This window comes from Providencia sp. PROV003, assembly GCF_045040775.1.
Classification (GTDB): Bacteria; Pseudomonadota; Gammaproteobacteria; order Enterobacterales; family Enterobacteriaceae; genus Providencia; species Providencia huashanensis.
In genome coordinates this window covers 4,493,615-4,515,553 of the sequence record NZ_CP096369.1, presented here as the reverse complement: position 1 = coordinate 4,515,553, position 21,939 = coordinate 4,493,615, and the positions used below count along the sequence as shown (strand labels likewise).

Genomic DNA, 21,939 nt, shown 5'->3' with positions numbered 1-21,939 from the left:
TTATTAGTGATTATTTAAAAGGTGAACTGGATGAAAAAACTAATTTTAAGTGGAATGTTATTACTGTCATTTTCGGCTTTTTCGCAAGCAGAAAGCGTACAATTGTATAAAGATGCAAACTGTGGCTGCTGCCAGTTATGGGGGGAAGCAATTAATAAAGCGGGCTATGATGTTGTTATTAATGAGATAAGTTATGATGAATTAAGCCAGTTAAATGATAAATTAAAGGTGCCTTATAATTTACGTAGCTGCCATATTGCTAAATATAAAGGGAAAGTGATTGTTGGTCATGTCCCCGTAAGTAGTCTTGACGCTATTGAATCACTCCCCGCGGATGTCGTTGGCATTTCGGTGCCGGGGATGCCAATTGGCAGTTTAGGGATGGAACAACCGGATGGCAGAACCCAGCCATATTCCGTCGTCCAATTTAAAGCGAATGGTGAATACCGTTAGTTTTTATTATTATCAAGTTGCAGATATACTCTGCAACTTGCCTTAAGAAGCAATTTATATTGAATCCTCTAAAATCAATTCAATAGTTTTAAGTTCCTGTTGCGTAAAAGCGCGATTTTTCAATATCCCCATAGCATCATCAATTTGGCTAATGCGACTAGCACCAATCAATACCGAGGTGATTCGGTCATGACGAAGTAGCCATGCTAAGGCCATTTGGTTGAGTTTTTGACCTCTTTTTTCCGCAAGTTCGTTCAACTGTTTGACTTTAGATAAAACACTTGAAGTGAGCCTTTCTGGCGGTAGTGAAGGGTTACCAGCAGCCCGTGAATCGGCAGGGATACCGTTTAAATAGCGGTCAGTTAAAATTCCACCAGCCAGTGGTGAATAAGCGATAGAGCCAACCCCTTCTTCTTCCAGTAAATCAAGGAGTCCTTCTTCGGGCGTGCGTTCTAACATGGAATATTTAGGTTGATGGATAAGACATGGAGTACCTAATTTATTGAGGATACTGATGGCCTCCTTTGCTACATCTGTAGGATAATTAGATATACCTACGTATAATGCTTTACCTTGGTGCACAATGAGGTTAAGAGCCCCCATGGTTTCTTCTAAAGGGGTGTTTGGATCAGGGCGGTGATGATAAAAAATATCGACATAATCAAGTCCCATCCGTTTCAAACTTTGATTTAGGCTTGCAATAAGATATTTTTTACTTCCCCAATCACCATAAGGGCCATCCCACATGGTATAACCTGCTTTTGAAGAAATAATCATTTCATCACGATAAGGTAGGAAATCTTGTTGTAAGATCCGACCAAATTTGCTTTCCGCAGCACCGGGTGGTGGGCCATAATTATTGGCGAGATCAAAATGGGTGATCCCAAGGTCAAATGCGTGCCGAAGCATGGCTTGGCAATTATCAAAAGGTTTGTTATCGCCGAAATTATGCCATAACCCTAATGAAATCATTGGTAAACGTAACCCGCTACGGCCACATGAACGATACTCCATTTCAGTATAGCGCTTTGATGATGCAACATAAGGCATACTTTACCTCCAAAATAGTGGGTAAAACTTAACCTATGTTGTCATAAACTGAAACCGTAAACTGAGTAATCGATGCGAATTTTTGTGAGTATGCAGGCTTTATTATTAAACTGTGATGGGGTACGAAAAAATAAAACATCTTGAAATAATCAGGTATTGACCTTATGGCAATACCTGAATTTGAGTTTTAAGGCTGTTCTGAGCGGGTAAAGACTAACTCATTACCTTTAGACTGGCTTTCATCAAATTGATAACCATCTAAATTAAAATCAGAAAGCTGATCTGTTTTCGTTAATTTATTTTGGATAATAAACCGGCTCATTAAACCACGAGCTTTCTTTGCATAAAAACTGATGACTTTATATTTACCGTTTTTTTCATCAAGAAAAATAGGTTTAATGATTTCGCCATCCAGTTTTTTAGTGTTCACTGATTTAAAATATTCATCGGATGCAAGGTTGACGAGCACTTGGTCTTTTTGCTCTGCAAGTGCTTGGTTAAGCTGTTTGGTGATAATGTCTCCCCAAAATTCATACAAATCTTTGCCACGGGTGTTTTTTAAACGAATGCCCATTTCTAAGCGATATGGCTGCATCAAATCTAAAGGCCTTAATACGCCATACAGACCAGATAAAATACGCAAGTGAGATTGGGCAAATTCAAAATCTGCTTGAGAAAAGCTTTCGGCTTGCATGCCAGTATAGACATCACCTTTAAACGCTAAAATAGCTTGCCTTGCATTGTCAGGTGTAAAATCAGCATGCCACTCTGCGAAACGAGCGGCATTGAGCCCTGCTAGCTTATCACTAATTTTCATTAAACTTGCAATATCAGCGGGGGTTAGCTTACGGCATACATTAATCAGTTTCTGTGATTCAGCCAATAGCTCGGGTTGTGTGAATTGCTGGGTTGCCAGGGGGCTTTCGTAGTCTAATGTTTTTGCAGGTGAAATAGTAATCAGCATGACTTGACCCTTTTTAAACAATGATAGCCGTTACTTTAGCAAAAATTCATCCTTAATGGCTAATTGATATAATAAGCCAAACCAATATTGTTTTTTGTTATTCTTTAATCAATGATGTTTAGCTAAAAGGATTCAGTTTTATATCAAGGGGCGAAACCGATTGCTAATCAAATAGTTGCTTCTGACTGGATTTCCTTGCTTGCAGCAATGTGGATGCATGATATTATCTGTATACGGTGCGGCTATAGCCACAATTCCTTTATAATACGCAAAGTAATTCAAATTGTAGGTAGGTGGTAAGCAAACACCACTACAGCTTGAAGTATGACGGGTATAACAACGAGATTAAAGAAATGACCGATAAACTAACCTCCTTACGTAGTCTGACAACCGTTGTTGCTGATACTGGCGACATCGAAGCGATGAAGCTATACAAACCACAAGATGCGACAACTAATCCGTCGCTGATCTTAAATGCTGCACAAATGCCTGAATACCGCAAACTAATCGATGAAGCGGTAGAGTGGGCGCGTAAGCAAAGCAGCAACCGCGAGCAACAAATTGTTGATGCTTGTGACAAACTGGCAGTTAATATCGGTCTGGAAATTCTGAAATTAGTTCCGGGTCGTATTTCTACTGAAGTTGATGCGCGTCTTTCTTATGACGAAGAAGCTTGTATTGCTAAAGCTCGTCATTTAATCAAAATGTACAACGATGCTGGCATCAGCAATGACCGTATTCTGATTAAACTCGCTTCAACTTGGCAAGGTATCCGTGCTGCGGAGAAACTAGAAAAAGAAGGCATTAACTGTAACCTAACCTTATTATTCTCTTTTGCTCAAGCTCGTGCTTGTGCGGAAGCGGGGGTTTACCTAATTTCCCCATTTGTAGGCCGTATCCTTGACTGGTACAAAGCCAATACGGATAAAAAAGAATTTGCGCCACAAGAAGACCCAGGTGTGATTTCTGTGACTGAAATCTATAACTACTACAAAGCTCATGGCTATAAAACAGTAGTGATGGGTGCAAGCTTCCGTAATGTTGGTGAAATCATCGAATTAGCAGGTTGTGACCGTCTAACAATCTCTCCGGGCTTACTGAAAGAGTTATCTGAATCACAAGGTGAATTAGTTCGTAAACTGACTGATGCGGGTAAAACTCAAGAGCCAGGTGAAAAACTGACTGAAGCTGAGTTCTACTGGCAGCATAACCAAGACCCAATGGCGGTTGATAAACTGTCTGATGGTATTCGTAAGTTTGCGGTAGACCAAGAAAAACTGGAAAAAATGATTGCAGATTTACTGTAATATTACCTTTTTCTATTCAAACCCAGCTTACGAGCTGGGTTTTTTTATGAAAATTTTTCATTGAGTTAGTTCTCAATTTCAATATATAAAATTGAGGGCGCTGTATGAAAAAACGCATCATGATATGATAAGAGCCTGTTTACCCATGAGTAAACAGCTTCTGATTGATCAATTTTTTGAGGTTTATATGAATGAATTGCGCATAGGTCTGGTTTCAGTATCTGATCGTGCTTCGAGTGGTATTTATGAAGATAAAGGTATTCCTGCATTAGAAGAGTGGTTAGCAAAAACGCTGACAACGCCTTTTCGTATTGAAACTCGCCTGATCCCTGATGAGCAAATCATGATTGAGCAAACACTGTGTGAGCTGGTGGATGAATTTGCTTGCCACTTGGTTCTAACAACAGGTGGTACTGGGCCAGCTCGCCGTGATGTGACTCCAGATGCAACTCTTGCGGTTTCAGACCGTGAAATGCCCGGGTTTGGTGAACAAATGCGCCAAATTAGTTTGAAGTTTGTCCCTACGGCGATTTTATCCCGCCAAGTTGGTGTGATCCGTAATCAAGCTTTAATTTTGAACTTGCCAGGGCAGCCGAAAGCAATTGCCGAGACTCTTGAGGGGTTAAAAGATAAAGACGGTAATGTATTAGTCTCTGGGATTTTTGCCAGTATTCCATATTGCATTCAATTACTTGACGGCCCATATGTGGAAACTGACCCTGCAATAGTCAAAGCTTTTAGGCCTAAATCGGCGATCCGGTCAGAATAGTTATCGTGAGAAGTGTCATTGAACGTAATCAGGTGAGTGTTCCCCACCTGATTAAGACGATTTAAGGTAAATAATTAAAAACTATTCCTTATCATTAACTGCGCTGCCCAATAGGTAATACTGTTTTGCCATATTGTTCATTTAAAATCTCAGCAACAGCTAAGTAAAATGCACTGGCGCCGCAGATAATGCCCTCAAAACCTGCAAATTTCAGTAATGTGGCATTGCCTGTTATATTTCCAATGGCTAATAGCGCGAATAAAACCGTTAAGCTACCAAAGACAAATTGCAGTGCTAAGTTTGCTTTAAAGGTTCCTAAGAACATAAAAAAGGTAAAGACTCCCCAAATAGCGAGAAAGACGCCTAAAAACTCAGGGGAAGTTGCTTCGGCTAACCCTAATGTTGGTAAAAATAATAAACCAACTAATGAAATCCAAAACATGCCGTAGGAGGTAAATGCGGTTGCACCAAATGTATTGCCTTTTTTATACTCAATCAGTCCAGCAATAAATTGAGCAAGCCCACCGTAGAAAATCCCCATACTTAAAATAACAGATGAAAGAGGAAAGAAACCTGCATTATGGATATTTAGCAGGATGGTTGTCATACCAAAGCCGAGTAAACCAAGCGGGCCTGGATTTGCAAGAGAGCTAGGCTGCATATAACCTCTAGTAAAATATATAAAATTCAAGTAGATATAAGTTGATTAATGCTGCCTGGTTGGCAGCAACGGCGGATCATACGCAGTTTCAATTGCTCAAACCATGATCACAAGACAGGTTTTTTTGCAATAAATGCAAATTTTTTTTAATTCCCCCCTTGATGAATGGATTTGTGACCCCATCTTTAAGACATCGACGGATATCAATCAGAATTATTGCGTATTTAAAAATAATTTTGAGCTCAGAGTGAAAACTCCCTTGAAAATGAAATATTGAGCCACATATAGATTGATATCGAAATCATAGTGAAAAGAATTCCTTTGGAGGCGTTTTAGATGGGTAAAATTATTGGTATCGACTTGGGTACAACAAACTCATGCGTTGCAATTATGGATGGTACTACAGCTCGTGTTCTGGAGAACAGCGAAGGTGATAGAACTACTCCTTCCATCATTGCGTACACTCAAGATGGTGAAATTTTAGTTGGTCAGCCAGCAAAACGCCAGGCTGTGACTAACCCTGAAAATACTTTATTTGCAATCAAACGTTTGATTGGTCGTCGTTTCCAAGACGAAGAAGTTCAACGCGACGTTTCTATCATGCCATATAAAATTATTGCGGCTGATAACGGCGATGCTTGGTTAGACGTGAAAGGCCAAAAAATGGCTCCACCACAAGTTTCAGCTGAAGTTCTGAAAAAAATGAAGAAAACAGCAGAAGACTATTTAGGTGAGCCTGTAACAGAAGCTGTTATCACTGTTCCTGCATACTTTAATGATGCACAACGTCAAGCAACTAAAGATGCGGGTCGTATCGCTGGTTTAGAAGTAAAACGTATCATTAACGAACCAACAGCTGCTGCTCTGGCCTATGGTTTAGATAGAGAAGTTGGTAACCGTACTATTGCGGTTTATGACTTAGGTGGTGGTACATTCGACTTATCAATTATCGAAATCGATGAAGTTGATGGCGAAAAAACATATGAAGTACTGGCAACCAACGGTGATACTCACTTAGGTGGTGAAGACTTCGATACTCGTTTAATCAATTACTTAGTTGAAGAATTTAAGAAAGAACAAGGTGTTGACCTGCGTAACGACCCGTTAGCAATGCAACGTCTGAAAGAATCTGCAGAAAAAGCAAAAATTGAGCTGTCTTCTGCACAACAAACTGATGTTAACCTGCCGTATATTACTGCGGATGCAACAGGTCCTAAACATATGAATATCAAAGTGACTCGTGCGAAATTAGAGTCACTGGTAGAAGATTTAGTTAAGCGTTCAATGGAGCCAGTTAAAGTTGCTCTACAAGACGCAGGTTTAAGCGTGAGTGAAATCAACGACGTTATTTTAGTTGGTGGTCAAACACGTATGCCAATGGTACAAAAAGTTGTTGCTGATTTCTTCGGTAAAGAGCCACGTAAAGACGTGAACCCAGACGAAGCAGTGGCAATGGGTGCAGCAGTACAAGGTGGTGTTTTAGCGGGTGATGTTAAAGACGTTCTGTTACTTGACGTAACGCCTCTGTCTTTAGGTATCGAAACTATGGGCGGTGTGATGACTTCGTTAATCTCGAAGAACACGACTATCCCAACGAAACACAGCCAAGTATTCTCAACCGCTGAAGATAACCAAGCTGCAGTAACTATCCATGTTCTGCAAGGTGAGCGTAAACGTGCAAGTGATAACAAATCACTGGGTCAGTTTAACTTAGATGGTATCCAAGCAGCACCACGTGGTATGCCACAAATTGAAGTTACTTTCGACATTGATGCTGATGGTATCTTGCATGTTTCTGCGAAAGATAAAAACAGTGGTCGTGAGCAAAATATCACTATTAAAGCTTCCTCTGGTCTGAATGACGAGGAAATCGAAAAAATGGTACGTGACGCAGAAGCGAACGCTGAATCTGACCGTAAATTTGAAGAGTTGGTTCAAGTTCGTAATCAAGCTGACCAACTGGTGCATGGTACTCGTAAACAAATCGAAGAAGCCGGTGATAAACTCCCAGCGGAAGATAAAGCGAATATCGAAAAAGCAACTTCTGAGTTAGAAGCAGCATCTAAAGGTGAAGATAAAGCAGATATTGAAGCGAAAATCCAAGCCTTAGTAACTGCATCTGCGAAACTTTTAGAAATTGCACAACAACAAGCTCAAGCTGGAGGTGCAGATGCAACTGGCGCTGAAGCTAAGAAAGATGATGATGTTGTTGATGCTGAATTCGAAGAAGTTAACGACAAAGACAAAAAATAATGCCCTTAGCGGGCGCAGTAGCTGTAGCAAATGATAGTTACTGATACCGGATACGGGCGTCGAGGAAACTCTACGCCCGTTCCGCATGTTAAGGGTAAATAGAGAATGGCAAAAAGAGACTTTTATGAGGTTCTAGGCCTCGAGAAAAATGCTTCCGAAAAAGATATTAAGCGGGCTTATAAGCGCTTAGCAATGAAGTATCACCCTGACCGTAATCAGGGGAATAAAGACGAATCCGAAGTCAAATTTAAAGAAATTAAAGAGGCTTACGAAGTTCTATCTGATGATCAAAAACGTGCGGCTTATGACCAATATGGCCATGCGGCGTTTGAACAAGGTGGAATGGGCGGCGGTGGTTTCGGCGGTGGTGCTGACTTTAGCGATATCTTTGGTGACGTCTTCGGTGATATTTTTGGAGGCGGCCGCAGACAGCAACGCCCAAGCCGTGGTTCTGACCTGCAATACAACATGGAACTGACTCTTGAAGAAGCCGTCCGTGGAGTGACCAAAGAAATTCGTATTCCAACACTGGAAACCTGTGATGTGTGCCATGGAAATGGTGCTAAACCAGGGACCAGTGCAGATACCTGCTCAACCTGTCATGGGATGGGGCAAGTACATATGCGCCAAGGCTTTTTCTCAGTACAACAGCCTTGCCCAACCTGTCATGGTCGCGGTAAAGTGATTAAAGACCCATGCAATAAATGTCATGGTCATGGTCGAGTTGAAAGATATAAAACCTTATCAGTAAAAATCCCTGCAGGGGTTGATACAGGTGACCGCGTTCGCTTATCTGGCGAAGGTGAGGCCGGTGAAAATGGGGCGCCATCAGGGGATTTATTCGTTCAGGTTCATGTATTACCTCATAATATTTTTGAGCGTGATGGTAATAACTTGCATTGTGAAGTGCCTATTAACTTCGCTGACGCTGCACTTGGAGGGGAAATTGAAGTCCCAACTCTTGATGGGCGTGTGAAACTAAAAATCCCGGCAGAAACTCAGACCGGTAAAATTTTCCGCATGAAAGGGAAAGGGGTGAAATCCGTTCGTGGGGGCTTACAAGGTGATTTAATGTGCCACATTGTGGTCGAAACACCAGTCAAACTGAATGAGAAACAAAAAGCATTACTGCAAGAGTTTGGTGAGTCGTTAGGTGGAAAAGGGGGAGAAAAGAATAGCCCTCGTTCTAAAAGTTTTTTAGATGGTGTTAAAAAATTCTTTGATGATTTAACTAAATAAATAATTAGTTAATAATAAATCAAGCTGGATGGCTGACTTTACATATGGTGAAGTCAGCCATTTTTATACCTTATTTAACAACTTCTCCGCTAGCAATCACCGTTTTACGTACTTGGTTAGCAAAATCTTGGGCTTCTGCAATAATTGCCCCCTCATTTGCGGTCAGTAATTGGCGATCTTTCATCAATAGCTTACCATCAACAATAGTATGGCGAACATTCGAGCCATTGGCTCCATACACTAAAGCAGCATATGGGCTATACATAGGAACCATATTTGGTGATTTAGTATCAATAACAATAATGTCTGCCAACTTACCTTCTTCAAGGGAACCTAATTTATCTTCCATATGTAGTGCTCGAGCAGAACCCATTGTTGCCATTTCAACAACGGTAATAGGAGGCATAGCAGCTCTATCTTTATTTTCGAGTTTGTGAATTTTACCGACCAAATTGAGTTCATTTAAGGTGGTTAGCGTGTTGCTCGACATCGGCCCATCGGTCCCTAGACCTACCCGAATTCCTTTTTCTAGCATAGTTGTTACGGGAGCAACTCCCTTAGCTGATTTAGTATTCGCACTAATATTATGTGCGACACCTACATCATATTGCTTTAATAAATCCATGTCTTTTTCATCGACCATAATGGCATGGGCGGCGATAACTTTATTATTCAATGCGCCAATATCAGCCATGTATTGAACAGGGCTTTTACCACCAGTGCGTTTCGCAATTTCTTCTTGTTCACGGTCTGTTTCGGCGAGGTGGATCATCACTGGCACATTCAGTTCTTGAGATAACTTAGCAATTTTCTGCAAATGTTCAGTTGAATTGGTATAGGGAGCATGAGGGGCGAAAGCTGGTGTAATACGTGGATGATTTTTATATTGGTTAATAAAGTTAACGGCATATTCAATGCCTTCATCGGCATTTTTCGCATCAGCCACAGGGAATTTGATGACTGACTCCCCTAGTACCGCCCTTAAACCAATTTTATCTACTGTTTTAGCGACTTCATCCTCAAAATAATACATATCAACGTATGTGGTAACACCACCTTTAATCATTTCGATATTGGCGAGATTTGCCCCAATACGTACCATCTCACGAGATACCATTTTGCTTTCTAATGGGAAAATATAGCGATGTAAGCGGTCAGGCACATCATCGGCTAAAGAGCGAAATACAGTCATAGAGGCGTGAGTATGGGTATTAATTAGCCCAGGCATAACAATATCACCATTAACATTTAGAACATCTGATGCTTGATAATTTTTTGCTAGCTCAGGCCCCCCAACAGCTATGATTTTGTTGTCTTTAACCACAACGGTTCCGTGGTCGATAACTTGTTTTTTATTATCCATAGTGAGGACAGTACCATCAACAATCATGATATCAGCGGGCGTAGCAGCAAAGCTGGTGAAAGAAGCGCTGATAACAGTTAGTGCTAGTAAGGATTTTGAGAATGACATTATTGCCTCATATCTAAATGAAAAATTAGCTGCGTTTTTTATATATCGTTTCAGGGTGTTTGAGAGTGAAGTTAATTGCAATCACTCTGGGTATTTTGATATACCAATGATAGTTTACAGAGACTATTATAAAAACTAATAGTTATTTTATTAGTAATATCAGTGTATTAGTATATTAGGTGCTGAGTTTAGCGAGTAAGACACCAAATAAAATAACGACACAGGCAATGACCCGCATCATATTGAACTTTTCTTTCAGAAAAACAATCGATAAAAACATGGCAAACAGAACGCTGGTTTCTCTAATGGCAGCAACGACGACAATAGGTGCTTGGCTCATTGCCCATATTGCAATCCCGTAACTGATAAGTTGCATTAACCCACCTAATAGCCCTGAACGCCAATATTGCTGAACCCCGCTCAATAAACGACGACGGTATTTAATGATGCCTGGTACGATTAATACGACCCCATTTAATAAAAATAACCAAAGTGTATACACCACAGGGTCTTCGCTAGATCGAGAACCATAACCATCTGATAGGGTATAGCAAGCCGTAAAAAAAGCGGTACATAAAGCGAAGGTTAGCGCCTTCCCATTGATATTTAAGGTGAATTTTTTCCCTGCAAAAGCAATTAAGACAACACCACTTATAATTAATAGGATGCCAATAAACCCCATTAATGGTATTAACTCATTGAATAATAAAGCACTAAGTAGAGCCGTTATTAAAGGTGCAGACCCACGAGATATTGGGTAAATCTGCCCTAGATCGCCGTATGTATAAGCCTGACTCAAAAAGTAGGTATAACCAATATGAAACAGTACCGATAACGCAAGCCAATGGATGGCCTCAGGCGAAGGTAAACCAAGCCAAAGTATTGCAGGTATGGTTAATACCCCTGAAAAAAAAGAAATCATCACAAGGCCGAAGAAACGGTCACTGCCAAATTTAACTAGGGCATTCCAAGTCGCATGGCAAAAAGCAGCGAAAAGTACGGCAAATAGTACGTAAGTTGTCATCGTTAAATAGTAATCGTTAGTGTTTTATTGGCAAATTAACCACATCGTTTTTGAGAAGCGCTTGGCAACTATTTTATTAGCAGTCTCCCACATTTAACTTTTTTGCGAAAGGAATCGAATAAAGAAAGGAGGAAGCTTTTATCAGGACATAAAGAAATGTAGATTTTGTACTGTAATAAAAGTTGAATTTATAAAGTTTATTTTTAACAAAAGTTATTATTTGTTTTTATAAAAATTGTCTATAGTAAAATTAACGTTTCTTTATCATTTAGCGTGATCATCGCCCTTAAAACATCGTCTATTCCGAGTGGTAATGGATGAATAAACGATTTTTTACGAATTAATAATTAGCATAGTATTAACATTCAAAAAAATACTGGGGTTATATATATGACAGCAATTATTCGTAAATTTTTAAGGTTAGAAGCAGCAGGGGGCTTACTTCTGATTATTGCTGCCATAGTCGCTTTAGTAATGGCTAATTCACCATTACAAGGGGCTTATCAGCAATTTTTAGATATCCCCGTGTCCATTAAAATATCAGAGTTTGGTTTGGATAAGCCATTGATATTATGGATTAATGACTTCTTAATGGCGATCTTCTTTTTGGTGGTCGGCCTTGAAGTAAAGCGTGAATTATTAGAAGGATCTCTTGCTGGACGAGATAAAGCCATATTTCCAGCAATTGCAGCACTTGGAGGAATGTTAGCACCTGCATTAATTTACCTTTTATTTAATGGCGGTGACAGTGTTACTCAACAAGGTTGGGCGATACCTGCTGCAACTGATATTGCATTTGCATTGGGAGTGATGGCGCTATTAGGAAAGCGTGTACCAACAGAATTAAAAGTGTTCTTATTAGCACTAGCCATTATTGATGATCTTGGTGTCATTGTTATTATTGCATTTTTCTATACAAGTTCTGTATCTCTGATTGCCTTAGGTTTATCAGCATTATGTATCGCCTTGTTATGTGTAATGAATTGGCGTAGGGTTGAGAATACTGCCGCATATTTGGTTATTGGTATCATACTGTGGGTGTGCATATTAAAATCAGGTGTTCATGCTACATTAGCGGGTGTTATTGTTGGCTTCTTAATTCCATTACATGGTACGAATAAGACTAAGCCTTCTGAAGAATTAGAGCATGTTTTACACCCATGGGTTGTCTATCTAATTTTACCTATATTTGCTTTTGCGAATTCGGGCGTTCAGCTACAAGGCGTCACTTTTGAAGGGTTACTCAGCCCATTGCCATTAGGTGTCGCTGCGGGGCTTATTCTCGGTAAACCAATTGGGATTTTTCTGTTTAGTTGGGTTTCGGTAAAACTTGGGTTTGCAAAATTACCTGAGTCGATTAACTTAAAGCAAGTCTTTGCTGTTTCGGTTCTATGTGGGATCGGTTTTACTATGTCTATTTTTATAACGGGTCTCGCATTTGATGGGCTTGATGAGGTGTATAGTACCTATTCACGCCTAGGGATCTTAATTGGCTCTACATTAGCAGCATTCTTAGGTTATTTTATGTTAAGGGTAGTCTTACCGAAGCAAAAAGAGTCAGTATAGCTCATACTATCGAAATAATTTTTCAAATTATTAGTAAGAATTTCCGAGCTAATACTCTATGATATGCCGCAGTATATTGTGAATATACTGCGGCATTTAAATGAAAGCTCCTGAGTTATGGGGTACAGGTAAACGTGTATAACCAGCAGCGCGGATGATTACTGTTGGCGGTGCAAAAGGAATAGATATGCGGGTTTCACATCTTAATTTTAACCACCTTTACTACTTTTGGCATGTATGCAAAGAAGGTTCTGTAGTTGGAGCAGCGGAAGCACTTTACCTGACTCCTCAAACAATTACAGGGCAAATAAAAGCACTAGAAGAGCGTTTAGGGGGGAAATTGTTTAAGCGGCAGGGGCGTGGGTTAGTTCCTTCCGAGCTTGGGCAATTAATTTTTCGCTATGCAGACAAAATGTTTATGCTTAGCCAAGAAATGTTAGATATCGTCAATTATAGCCGGGAATCTAACCTACTGTTTGATGTAGGAGTGGCAGATACACTATCAAAACAGTTAGTCAGTAAAATATTAGAAACTACAGTTGTTGAGCATGAGCAAATTCACTTGCGCTGCTTTGAGTCAACGCATGAGCTGCTATTAGAACAACTTAGTCAACATAAGCTCGATATGATTTTATCGGATTGCCCTGTTGACTCATCTCAACAAGAAGGCTTGTTCTCGGTAAAACTCGGGGAGTGCAGCATGAGCTTCTTTTGCCGTCAGCCTATCCCTAAAAAACCCTTTCCTGAATGTTTAGAAGAACGTCGTTTACTAATACCGGGACGGCGCTATCTATTAGGTCGGCATATACTCGCTTGGATACGGAATAAAAATTTACAAGTGGAAGTGTTAGGTGAGTTTGATGATGCTGCATTAATGAAAGCATTTGGTATGCATTATAATGCAATTTTTGTCGCTCCATCTCAATATACACCTGATCTTTTAGGTGGTGATGATATTGTGGAGTTAGGGCGTTTAGAAAGTGTAAAAGAAGAGTATTATGTTATTTTTGCCGAAAGGATGATCCAGCACCCTGCGGTACAACGTGTCTGTAATAAAGATTTTTCTGATCTATTCTCGGTTCCATTTAATAGCATAGAGAAAAAAGCTTAGCAGACAAAAAAACCGGCAAAAGCCGGTTTTTTTAGCTAATCAAGAAGCAAAATTACATTGCTTTAATTTGAGCAACTAAGTTAGCTTTATGACGTGCTGCTTTATTCTTGTGGATCAGGCCTTTACTTGCATGGCGATCAACAATAGGTTGCATGTCATTGAATGCTTTCTGAGCAGCTTCTTTATCGCCAGCAGCGATAGCAAGGTAAACTTTCTTGATAAAAGTACGTACCATAGAGCGACGGCTAGCGTTGTGCTGGCGACGTTTCTCTGCCTGAACGGCACGTTTCTTAGCTGATTTGATATTAGCCAAGGTCCAACTCCCAAATGTATTCTATTGAGGACAATTCAAAGGTCGAGGAATATGCCCTTTCGCCCTTCATTTGTCAATGGATTTGTGCAAATAAACATCGTGTACTTCGATGCTAATGCGTTGTGAATGGTGCAAGATTCTATCAGCAAATATGATAAGAATACAGATCTTAGCGTGAAAAAATGCGTAATTGATGGCAGATATTTGAAAAAAATGAAAACTAAAAAAAAATTTGGCCTATCAATCAGTGGGTAGTATGAAATTTACCCGGTTATTGGTTGCTTATTAATCGTAATCTATGTTTAGCTATAGGCATTGATGAGAAAACGATAAAAATTTAATATTTTTAGAGACCTCGGAACAAATTTGTTGTATTGATAATCCATTGGTTATCCCAACGTTTTTGATATTCGTGCCTAACAGCTCTGTTTGGGTAGCATTATAACCGACTAATCACATAAAATGGGTCGGTAATAAATCGTGTAGAGATCAAAAAAATAGGGTTTAATGAAACCTTTTGCGAACTAAGGTTAACCTTAGGCGTCGTACAAGGTATAATCCTGCAATTTCCTCGGTATTGAGCCTGTTATGGAGCTAATTCGCGGTATACAGAATATCCGGGCGTGCCATCATGGTTGCGTGCTGACTATTGGTAATTTTGACGGTGTCCATCGTGGGCATCAGGTTTTACTTCAAAATTTGAAGCTCAAAGGTGCGGAGTTAGGGCTACCAACGGTAGTGATGATTTTTGAACCACAACCTCTTGAGTTTTTTATTGGTGACAAAGCGCCTGCGCGTTTGACACGTTTGCGAGACAAAGTGAAATATCTTGCAGATAGTGGTATTGATTACCTCTTATGTGTTGAATTCAACCAGCACTTTGCGTCATTGACTCCGGCTGAGTTTGTATTGGACTTACTTGTCAACAAACTAGGCGTGAAGTACCTTGCTATTGGCGATGATTTCCGTTTTGGGAAAAATCGTATGGGTGACTTTACCTTTTTAAAACAAGCGGGTCATGAATTCGGTTTTGAGGTTGCAGATACAGAAAGCTTTTGTGATTCGGGTCTTCGTATCAGTAGCACGGCTATTAGAAAAGCGATACAAGACAATGACCTTGAATTGGCAGAAAATCTGTTAGGGCATACTTATCGTATTAGCGGGCGGGTCGTACATGGTAACCAGCTCGGTAGGACAATCGGTTTTCCCACAGCTAACTTGCCGTTAAAACGTTTAGTCACACCAGTTACAGGTGTGTATGCTGTAGAAGTTTATGGTTTAGGCGATAAGCCTTTACCTGGTGTGGCGAATATCGGCACACGACCGACTGTATCTGGAAAAGGAACGCAGTTAGAAGTTCATCTGATTGATGCAAGTATGGATTTATACGGGCGTCATATTGATGTAGTGTTACGTAAAAAATTACGTGATGAGCAGCGGTTTGCTTCGTTGGAAGCGCTTAAGGAGCAAATTGCTAATGATGTAATTGCAGCGAGAGAATATCTTACTGCAATAGGAATCAGATAATTTAGCGGAAAATTGGAACTGAGAATCGATGAGTGATTATAAAAATACCCTGAATCTACCAGAAACAGGGTTCCCAATGCGTGGCGATCTCGCTAAACGCGAACCACAGATGTTAGAGCGCTGGTACAAAGAAGGTTTGTATCAGGCAATCCGTAAAGCAAAATCGGGCAAGAAAACGTTTATTCTGCACGATGGCCCTCCATATGCGAACGGTAGTATTCACATTGGTCACTCAGTTAACAAAATTCTCAAAGATATTATTATTAAATCCAAAGGGTTGTCGGGTTATGATTCCCCGTATATTCCTGGTTGGGATTGCCACGGATTACCTATTGAACATAAAGTTGAACAAATCGTAGGTAAACCGGGCGAAAAAGTTTCTGCCGCTGAATTTCGTGCACAATGCCGTCAATATGCAAAAGAGCAAATTGAAGGGCAAAAAGCTGATTTTATACGTTTAGGGGTTTTAGGTGAGTGGGATAAACCTTACCTAACGATGGATTTTAAAACTGAGGCTCATATCATTAGGGCATTGGCAAAAACCATCGAAAATGGCCATTTAGTGAAAGGGGCTAAACCTGTTCACTGGTGTACTGCGTGTGGTTCATCACTTGCAGAAGCTGAAGTGGAATATTATGACAAAACGTCCCCTTCTATCTACGTTCGCTTCCCTGCGGTAGATGGCAAAGCCGTATGCGAAAAATTTGGCATTGTTAGTGAAAAAACACCTTCATTAGTTATCTGGACGACGACCCCTTGGACTTTGCCTGCTAACCGTGCAATTTCTTTGAATCCTGAATTCAAATACAATTTAGTTGAAGCAAATGGCGAATTAGTCATTTTAGCTGCCGACCTCGTAGAAGATGTGATGAAAACATCCGGTATCGAGTCGTGGAAAGTGTTAGGTGAGTGTGAAGGCACTGCGCTGGAATTGCTGCGCTTCCAACATCCATTTATGGGCTTTGATGTTCCAGCAATTTTGGGCGACCACGTGACATTAGACGCCGGTACGGGAGCCGTTCATACGGCGCCAGGCCACGGTCCTGAAGACTACATTGTTGGTCAAAAATATGGTTTAGAAACAGCGAACCCAGTGGGTCCAGATGGCTGTTTCCTACCAAATACCTACCCAACATTGGATGGGCTATTTATTTTTAAAGCGAATGACCTGATCGTTGAATTACTCGATGAAAAAGGGGCATTGCTCTATAAACAAGCAATTCAACATAGCTACCCATGCTGTTGGCGCCATAAAACTCCTGTTATTTTCCGTGCGACACCTCAATGGTTTATCGGTATGGATAAAAACGGCTTACGTGAACAATCATTGAAGGAAATTGATATTGTTCAATGGATTCCTGGCTGGGGTCGTGCTCGTATTGAGGCAATGGTTGAAAATCGCCCTGATTGGTGTATTTCTCGTCAGCGTACATGGGGCACACCAATGTCTCTGTTCGTTCATAAAGACACTGAAGAGTTGCACCCTCGTACATTAGAATTAATGGAAGAGGTTGCTAAGCGTGTTGAGGTCGATGGTATTCAAGCATGGTGGGATCTTGATCCAGAAGAGCTATTAGGCGCTGAAGCGGAGACTTACCGAAAAGTCCCTGACACATTAGATGTGTGGTTTGATTCTGGTTCGACACATTTTGCAGTGGTTGATGCTCGCCCTGAGTTCCACGGTAATTCAGCGGATATGTACCTTGAAGGTTCAGACCAACATCGTGGTTGGTTTATGTCTTCATTAATGCTATCAACTGCGATGAAAGGTAAAGCACCTTACCGCCAAGTTCTGACACACGGCTTTACTGTTGATGGCCAAGGCCGCAAAATGTCTAAATCGTTAGGCAATACAGTGAGCCCACAAGATGTCATGAACAAACTGGGTGCGGATATCTTACGTTTATGGGTGGCATCAACGGATTATACGGGCGAAATCGCTGTTTCTGATGAAATTTTAAAACGTGCCGCTGATTCTTATCGCCGCATTCGTAATACGGCCCGTTTCTTATTGGCTAACCTGAATGGCTTCAATCCTGAAACAGACATGGTTAAGCCTGAAGATATGGTGCTGTTAGACCGCTGGGCGGTTAGCCGTGCGCTTGAAGCTCAAGCTGAAATTACTAAAGCATATGATGAGTATGACTTCCTATCAGTCATTCAGCGTTTAATGCATTTCTGCTCCATTGAAATGGGGTCGTTCTACCTAGATATCATCAAAGACCGTCAGTATACAGCGAAAAGTGATAGCTTAGCGCGTCGTAGCTGTCAAACTGCTCTGTTCCACATTGTTGAAGCATTAGTACGTTGGGTTGCACCTGTTCTTTCTTTCACTTCAGATGAAATTTGGAACCAGTTACCAGGTAAGCGCTCACAGTTTGTTTTAACCGAAGAATGGTATGACGGTTTATTTGGTTTAGATGCGTCAAACGAAATGAACAACAGTTTCTGGGCTGAGTTGTTAGCTGTTCGTGGCGAAGTGAATAAAGTGTTAGAGCAAGCTCGTACAGATAAACACATCGGTGGTTCATTAGAAGCGGCGGTCACACTGTATGCTGATAAAGCATTAGCAAGTAAACTGCAAAGCTTAGGTGACGAACTACGTTTTGTGCTACTGACATCACAAGCTACAGTTGCAGATATTGCAACAGCGCCAGTGGATGCGCAAGAAAGTGAATTAAGCGGCCTGAAAATTGCTTTCAGCAAAGCTGTGGGTGAAAAATGCCCACGTTGCTGGCACTATGCGAGTGATATTGGTTCTTCAAGCGAGCAACCTGAAATTTGTGGTCGCTGTGTGACTAACGTAGCCGGCAACGGCGAAACCCGTAAGTTTGCTTAATGAAGGCGCCAATTTGTTCGACCGGTCTGCGTTGGTTATGGTTAACCATTGTGATCATCGTTGCGGATTTAGGGATCAAGCAATTAGTGCTAAAAGATCTCAATCTGTACGAACCGCATCCTGTAATGCCATTTTTCAACATCATGTATGCCCAAAATTTTGGTGCTGCATTTAGTTTCTTAGCGGATGAAGGCGGCTGGCAGCGTTGGTTCTTCGCTGGGATAGCGGTTGGGATCTCCATTATTTTAATGGTTATGATGTATCGCCAAAGTGCACAAAAGCGCTTATCGAATATTGCTTATGCATTAATTATTGGTGGTGCAATTGGTAATCTGAGTGACCGGTTAGTTCATGGCTTTGTTGTTGATTACCTTGACTTTTACGTCGGTAATTGGCATTGGCCAACATTTAACCTAGCTGATATGGCCATTTGTATTGGTGCAGCACTCGTCATTTTTGAAGGTTTCTTGCCAGATAAACCAAAGCAAGAAAAAGCTAAATAAATTGGCGACACAATAGGTTACAATGCAATAACTCACAGCCCAGATTTTCTGGGCTGAATTTTATGACAAAATAGGTTTGGTTTATGTCTACTCAAATACAGGCGCAGAGCTCTGTTTTACTGCATTTCACATTGAAATTGGAAGATGGCTCTACCGCAGATTCCTCACACGCACAAGGAAAGCCTGCGTTGTTTGTCTTAGGGAATGATTCTTTATCTCCAGAACTTGAAGCCCAGCTTATTGGCCTCAATGAAGGTGAAAAGAAAAACTTTTCATTACCCGGAGACACTGTTTTTGGGAAACATAACCCTGATTTAGTGCAATACTTTTCATTGCGTGATTTTACTGAAACAGGTATACCTGAAATTGGTACTATCATGTTATTTAGCGCGATGAATGGCAGTGAAATGCCAGGGGTAGTAAAATCGATTGAAGGCGAATCTATCACAGTCGATTTTAATCATCCTCTGGCAGAGCAGCAGATTAGCTTTGAAATAGAAGTGCTTGAAGTAGACCCGCAATTGGAGGATCACAATGCAAATATTAATGGCTAATCCTCGTGGATTTTGTGCAGGTGTAGACCGTGCAATTAGTATCGTAGAAAGGGCGTTGGAAATTTACGGCGCACCTATTTACGTTCGTCATGAAGTGGTTCATAACCGTTATGTTGTGGATGATCTACGGCAGCGTGGGGCTATTTTTATTGAAGAAATTTCTGAAGTGCCTGATGGTTCAATTTTAATTTTCTCGGCACATGGCGTATCACAAGCTATTCGTCAGGAAGCTCGTTCACGTGATTTAACCATGTTATTCGATGCAACTTGCCCATTGGTCACTAAAGTTCATATGGAAGTTGCACGTGCAAGCCGCAAAGGTAAAGAGGCTATTTTAATTGGGCATGCAGGCCACCCTGAAGTTGAAGGTACTATGGGGCAATACAGTAACCCTGAAGGTGGTATGTACCTTGTTGAAAGCCCTGAAGACGTTTGGAAGTTAACCGTGAAAGATGAAAATAATTTGTCTTTTATGACCCAAACAACACTCTCAGTCGATGATACATCAGATGTAATCGATGCACTGACAAAGCGTTTCCCAAGCATTGTCGGGCCGCGTAAAGATGATATCTGCTACGCAACAACTAACCGCCAAGAAGCTGCGAGAGAGCTTGCTGAACGTGCTGATATTGTCTTAGTTGTCGGTTCTAAAAACTCCTCGAACTCAAATCGCCTTGCTGAATTAGCATCTAGAATGCAAAAACCTGCATTTTTAATTGATGGCGCAGAGGATATCAAAACAGAATGGCTAGCAGGTAAAAATATTATTGGCCTAACGGCTGGGGCGTCAGCACCCGATATTCTAGTTAGGCAAGTTATTGATCGACTTAAAGAGCTAGGTGCAGATTCTGTTGTGGAATTACAGGGACGGGAAGAAAATATCGTCTTTGAAGTACCTAAAGAATTACGAGTTGAAGTCAAAGAAATCAATTAATTATTTGCTGTAAATAAGGCAGCTACATTTTCATAAAGTAGCTGCTATTTTTATTTTGTTTAAACATTCATTTCCTGTTTTTTCCTACTATTAAAACTTTTTCTGATAATCAACGCGCTCTCTATGCTTTTGTTAATATCAATGCATTTTTGCTAGCGGATTGCCGCTATGATGGTTAATCTGTATCACAATCATTTTTCAGACTGCGGGCAATATATTAATTTTGCAGCCTAAAGCAGTTTAGATTCAATTTCTTGCATTAATAATGAAAAAAGGATGAACCATGGCAAATTCAGTGGTACGTGTTGCGGTAGTCGGCGCAGGTGGTCGCATGGGGCGGCAATTAATTCAAGCGGCACAAGAGCAAGAAGGTATTCAACTAGGCGCAGCCATTGAACGTGAAGGCTCATCACTCATTGGAGCTGATGCCGGTGAGCTTGCAGGGGTTGGTAAACTAGGTGTTTCTGTTGTTGATTCACTCAACCAAGTGGTAAATGATTTTGATGTTGTGATTGATTTTACACGCCCAGAAGGCACATTACATTATTTAGCATTTTGTAAAGAGAATCAAAAAGCGATGGTCATTGGCACGACAGGCTTCGATGAACAAGGTAAGCAAGCTATTGCAGATGCTGCAACGGTGATCCCAATTGTTTTCGCGGCAAACTTTAGTGTTGGTGTTAATTTAGTACTCAAATTACTAGAAAAAGCCGCAAAAGTGATGGGAACTTACACCGATATTGAAATTGTTGAAGCCCATCATCGATATAAAGTTGATGCGCCATCAGGCACAGCTTTAGCAATGGGAGAATCTATTGCTGGTGCACTTGGTAAAGATTTAAAAGATTGTGCGGTATATGCAAGAGAAGGCTATACCGGTGAGCGTGAAGCTGGGACGATCGGTTTTGCAACTATTCGAGCTGGTGATATTGTGGGAGAGCATACCGCGATGTTTGCCGATATTGGTGAGCGAGTTGAGATCACTCATAAAGCGTCTAGCCGGATGACGTTTGCAAATGGCGCAATAAGGGCATCAGGCTGGGTAGTCGCTAAAAAACCAAGTTTATATGATATGAAAGATGTATTGTGTTTAGATGATATTTAATTTTTAAATTATAATTTTTGTTTGTAATCAGGTTGATACAGTCATCAACCTGATTATATTTAATGTTCGGTGTTTTTACCTTTTCAAGTAATCATTTCTATTTGATTTCCTGTTTTTTAGTGCTTTTTTTATCACTAATTTCTCTTTAAACTGATTTTTAGCTGAGTTATTATCATTTTTACAGTTATCTTACGTTGCAACCGTTTACTTATTCATATTGGCTATCATTTTTGGTGGTCATAACGATAAATTCAGGGTAGCTTGGCAAAAAAGTAAGGTAAAATTGTAAAAAATGC

The 21,939-nt window shown here is 40.6% G+C and carries 19 protein-coding genes; 13 read left to right on the top strand and 6 right to left on the bottom strand.

Features of this window, described 5'->3' with window-relative positions:
- The first annotated feature begins 30 nt into the window (after positions 1-30).
- A complete protein-coding gene (locus tag M1F14_RS20665) occupies positions 31-453 on the top strand; it encodes a DUF411 domain-containing protein (protein WP_042846992.1) in 423 nt (140 codons plus the stop codon).
- 54 nt (positions 454-507) lie between these two features.
- Here M1F14_RS20665 and M1F14_RS20660 read toward each other — a convergent pair whose 3' ends face one another.
- Together M1F14_RS20660 and yaaA are read right to left on the bottom strand one after the other, a co-directional pair.
- Positions 508-1,503 (bottom strand): aldo/keto reductase, encoded by a 996-nt coding sequence (locus M1F14_RS20660; RefSeq protein ID WP_048608434.1) that lies wholly within the window; start codon positions 1,501-1,503, stop codon positions 508-510.
- Between the two features lie 187 nt (positions 1,504-1,690).
- Positions 1,691-2,467: a peroxide stress protein YaaA gene (yaaA, locus tag M1F14_RS20655; protein ID WP_048608432.1), complete on the bottom strand. Its 777-nt coding sequence runs from the start codon at positions 2,465-2,467 to the stop codon at positions 1,691-1,693.
- Between the two features lie 353 nt (positions 2,468-2,820).
- On the opposite strand from yaaA, the gene tal reads away from it, so the two are divergent.
- Together tal and mog are read left to right on the top strand one after the other, a co-directional pair.
- On the top strand, positions 2,821-3,774 hold the full coding sequence (gene tal, locus M1F14_RS20650; protein WP_042846989.1) for a transaldolase: 954 nt from the start codon (positions 2,821-2,823) through the stop codon (positions 3,772-3,774).
- Between the two features lie 187 nt (positions 3,775-3,961).
- Positions 3,962-4,543 (top strand): molybdopterin adenylyltransferase, encoded by a 582-nt coding sequence (gene mog, locus M1F14_RS20645; protein ID WP_042847030.1) that lies wholly within the window; start codon positions 3,962-3,964, stop codon positions 4,541-4,543.
- 94 nt (positions 4,544-4,637) lie between these two features.
- Here mog and satP read toward each other — a convergent pair whose 3' ends face one another.
- A complete protein-coding gene (gene satP / locus M1F14_RS20640) occupies positions 4,638-5,204 on the bottom strand; it encodes an acetate uptake transporter (RefSeq protein WP_042846988.1) in 567 nt (188 codons plus the stop codon).
- 336 nt (positions 5,205-5,540) lie between these two features.
- Between satP and dnaK the strand changes: the two genes are divergently transcribed.
- Both dnaK and dnaJ read left to right on the top strand, forming a co-directional pair.
- Positions 5,541-7,457: a molecular chaperone DnaK gene (gene dnaK, locus M1F14_RS20635; RefSeq protein ID WP_048608428.1), complete on the top strand. Its 1,917-nt coding sequence runs from the start codon at positions 5,541-5,543 to the stop codon at positions 7,455-7,457.
- Positions 7,458-7,562: 105 nt separating this feature from the next.
- A complete protein-coding gene (dnaJ, locus tag M1F14_RS20630) occupies positions 7,563-8,696 on the top strand; it encodes a molecular chaperone DnaJ (RefSeq protein ID WP_042846986.1) in 1,134 nt (377 codons plus the stop codon).
- 70 nt (positions 8,697-8,766) lie between these two features.
- On the opposite strand, the gene M1F14_RS20625 is transcribed toward dnaJ, so the two are convergent.
- Both M1F14_RS20625 and M1F14_RS20620 read right to left on the bottom strand, forming a co-directional pair.
- Complete coding sequence (locus M1F14_RS20625) at positions 8,767-10,167, bottom strand: amidohydrolase (RefSeq protein WP_181469081.1); 1,401 nt, start codon at positions 10,165-10,167, stop codon at positions 8,767-8,769.
- A 175-nt stretch (positions 10,168-10,342) separates the two neighbouring features.
- On the bottom strand, positions 10,343-11,191 hold the full coding sequence (locus M1F14_RS20620; RefSeq protein ID WP_048608424.1) for an EamA family transporter: 849 nt from the start codon (positions 11,189-11,191) through the stop codon (positions 10,343-10,345).
- A gap of 390 nt (positions 11,192-11,581) precedes the next feature.
- Between M1F14_RS20620 and nhaA the strand changes: the two genes are divergently transcribed.
- Positions 11,582-12,757: a Na+/H+ antiporter NhaA gene (gene nhaA / locus M1F14_RS20615; RefSeq protein ID WP_048608421.1), complete on the top strand. Its 1,176-nt coding sequence runs from the start codon at positions 11,582-11,584 to the stop codon at positions 12,755-12,757.
- Between the two features lie 187 nt (positions 12,758-12,944).
- Positions 12,945-13,868, top strand: coding sequence for a transcriptional activator NhaR (gene nhaR / locus M1F14_RS20610; protein WP_042847029.1), 924 nt, complete (start codon positions 12,945-12,947; stop codon positions 13,866-13,868).
- 52 nt (positions 13,869-13,920) lie between these two features.
- Here nhaR and rpsT read toward each other — a convergent pair whose 3' ends face one another.
- Entirely contained in the window at positions 13,921-14,181 is a 261-nt protein-coding gene (gene rpsT / locus M1F14_RS20605) for a 30S ribosomal protein S20 (protein WP_042846982.1), read from the bottom strand.
- 588 nt (positions 14,182-14,769) lie between these two features.
- On the opposite strand from rpsT, the gene ribF reads away from it, so the two are divergent.
- The 6 genes from ribF to dapB all read left to right on the top strand — a co-directional run bounded on the left by ribF (position 14,770) and on the right by dapB (position 21,643).
- Entirely contained in the window at positions 14,770-15,708 is a 939-nt protein-coding gene (ribF, locus tag M1F14_RS20600) for a bifunctional riboflavin kinase/FAD synthetase (protein WP_042846981.1), read from the top strand.
- A gap of 28 nt (positions 15,709-15,736) precedes the next feature.
- The gene (gene ileS / locus M1F14_RS20595) at positions 15,737-18,547 is read left to right on the top strand and encodes an isoleucine--tRNA ligase (RefSeq protein WP_042846980.1); all 2,811 of its coding nucleotides are present in this window, start codon (positions 15,737-15,739) and stop codon (positions 18,545-18,547) included.
- The gene (gene lspA / locus M1F14_RS20590) at positions 18,547-19,050 is read left to right on the top strand and encodes a signal peptidase II (RefSeq protein WP_042846979.1); all 504 of its coding nucleotides are present in this window, start codon (positions 18,547-18,549) and stop codon (positions 19,048-19,050) included. Before ileS ends, lspA begins: the two co-directional genes overlap by 1 nt.
- 83 nt (positions 19,051-19,133) lie before the next feature.
- Complete coding sequence (gene fkpB, locus M1F14_RS20585) at positions 19,134-19,604, top strand: FKBP-type peptidyl-prolyl cis-trans isomerase (RefSeq protein WP_042846978.1); 471 nt, start codon at positions 19,134-19,136, stop codon at positions 19,602-19,604.
- A complete protein-coding gene (ispH, locus tag M1F14_RS20580; RefSeq protein ID WP_042846977.1) occupies positions 19,585-20,538 on the top strand; it encodes a 4-hydroxy-3-methylbut-2-enyl diphosphate reductase in 954 nt (317 codons plus the stop codon). The genes fkpB and ispH overlap by 20 nt, the downstream gene beginning before the upstream one ends.
- 283 nt (positions 20,539-20,821) lie before the next feature.
- Positions 20,822-21,643: a 4-hydroxy-tetrahydrodipicolinate reductase gene (dapB, locus tag M1F14_RS20575; protein ID WP_042846976.1), complete on the top strand. Its 822-nt coding sequence runs from the start codon at positions 20,822-20,824 to the stop codon at positions 21,641-21,643.
- Positions 21,644-21,939 lie beyond the last annotated feature (296 nt).

What these genes read in the sequence shown, in the direction of transcription:
- M1F14_RS20665 (WP_042846992.1), top strand. Translation starts at nt 31, where the DNA reads ATGAAAAAACTAATTTTAAGTGGAATGTTATTACTGTCATTTTCGGCT.
- M1F14_RS20660 (WP_048608434.1), bottom strand. Translation starts at nt 1,503, where the DNA reads ATGCCTTATGTTGCATCATCAAAGCGCTATACTGAAATGGAGTATCGT.
- yaaA (WP_048608432.1), bottom strand. Translation starts at nt 2,467, where the DNA reads ATGCTGATTACTATTTCACCTGCAAAAACATTAGACTACGAAAGCCCC.
- tal (WP_042846989.1), top strand. Translation starts at nt 2,821, where the DNA reads ATGACCGATAAACTAACCTCCTTACGTAGTCTGACAACCGTTGTTGCT.
- mog (WP_042847030.1), top strand. Translation starts at nt 3,962, where the DNA reads ATGAATGAATTGCGCATAGGTCTGGTTTCAGTATCTGATCGTGCTTCG.
- satP (WP_042846988.1), bottom strand. Translation starts at nt 5,204, where the DNA reads ATGCAGCCTAGCTCTCTTGCAAATCCAGGCCCGCTTGGTTTACTCGGC.
- dnaK (WP_048608428.1), top strand. Translation starts at nt 5,541, where the DNA reads ATGGGTAAAATTATTGGTATCGACTTGGGTACAACAAACTCATGCGTT.
- dnaJ (WP_042846986.1), top strand. Translation starts at nt 7,563, where the DNA reads ATGGCAAAAAGAGACTTTTATGAGGTTCTAGGCCTCGAGAAAAATGCT.
- M1F14_RS20625 (WP_181469081.1), bottom strand. Translation starts at nt 10,167, where the DNA reads ATGTCATTCTCAAAATCCTTACTAGCACTAACTGTTATCAGCGCTTCT.
- M1F14_RS20620 (WP_048608424.1), bottom strand. Translation starts at nt 11,191, where the DNA reads ATGACAACTTACGTACTATTTGCCGTACTTTTCGCTGCTTTTTGCCAT.
- nhaA (WP_048608421.1), top strand. Translation starts at nt 11,582, where the DNA reads ATGACAGCAATTATTCGTAAATTTTTAAGGTTAGAAGCAGCAGGGGGC.
- nhaR (WP_042847029.1), top strand. Translation starts at nt 12,945, where the DNA reads ATGCGGGTTTCACATCTTAATTTTAACCACCTTTACTACTTTTGGCAT.
- ribF (WP_042846981.1), top strand. Translation starts at nt 14,770, where the DNA reads ATGGAGCTAATTCGCGGTATACAGAATATCCGGGCGTGCCATCATGGT.
- ileS (WP_042846980.1), top strand. Translation starts at nt 15,737, where the DNA reads ATGAGTGATTATAAAAATACCCTGAATCTACCAGAAACAGGGTTCCCA.
- lspA (WP_042846979.1), top strand. Translation starts at nt 18,547, where the DNA reads ATGAAGGCGCCAATTTGTTCGACCGGTCTGCGTTGGTTATGGTTAACC.
- fkpB (WP_042846978.1), top strand. Translation starts at nt 19,134, where the DNA reads ATGTCTACTCAAATACAGGCGCAGAGCTCTGTTTTACTGCATTTCACA.
- ispH (WP_042846977.1), top strand. Translation starts at nt 19,585, where the DNA reads ATGCAAATATTAATGGCTAATCCTCGTGGATTTTGTGCAGGTGTAGAC.
- dapB (WP_042846976.1), top strand. Translation starts at nt 20,822, where the DNA reads ATGGCAAATTCAGTGGTACGTGTTGCGGTAGTCGGCGCAGGTGGTCGC.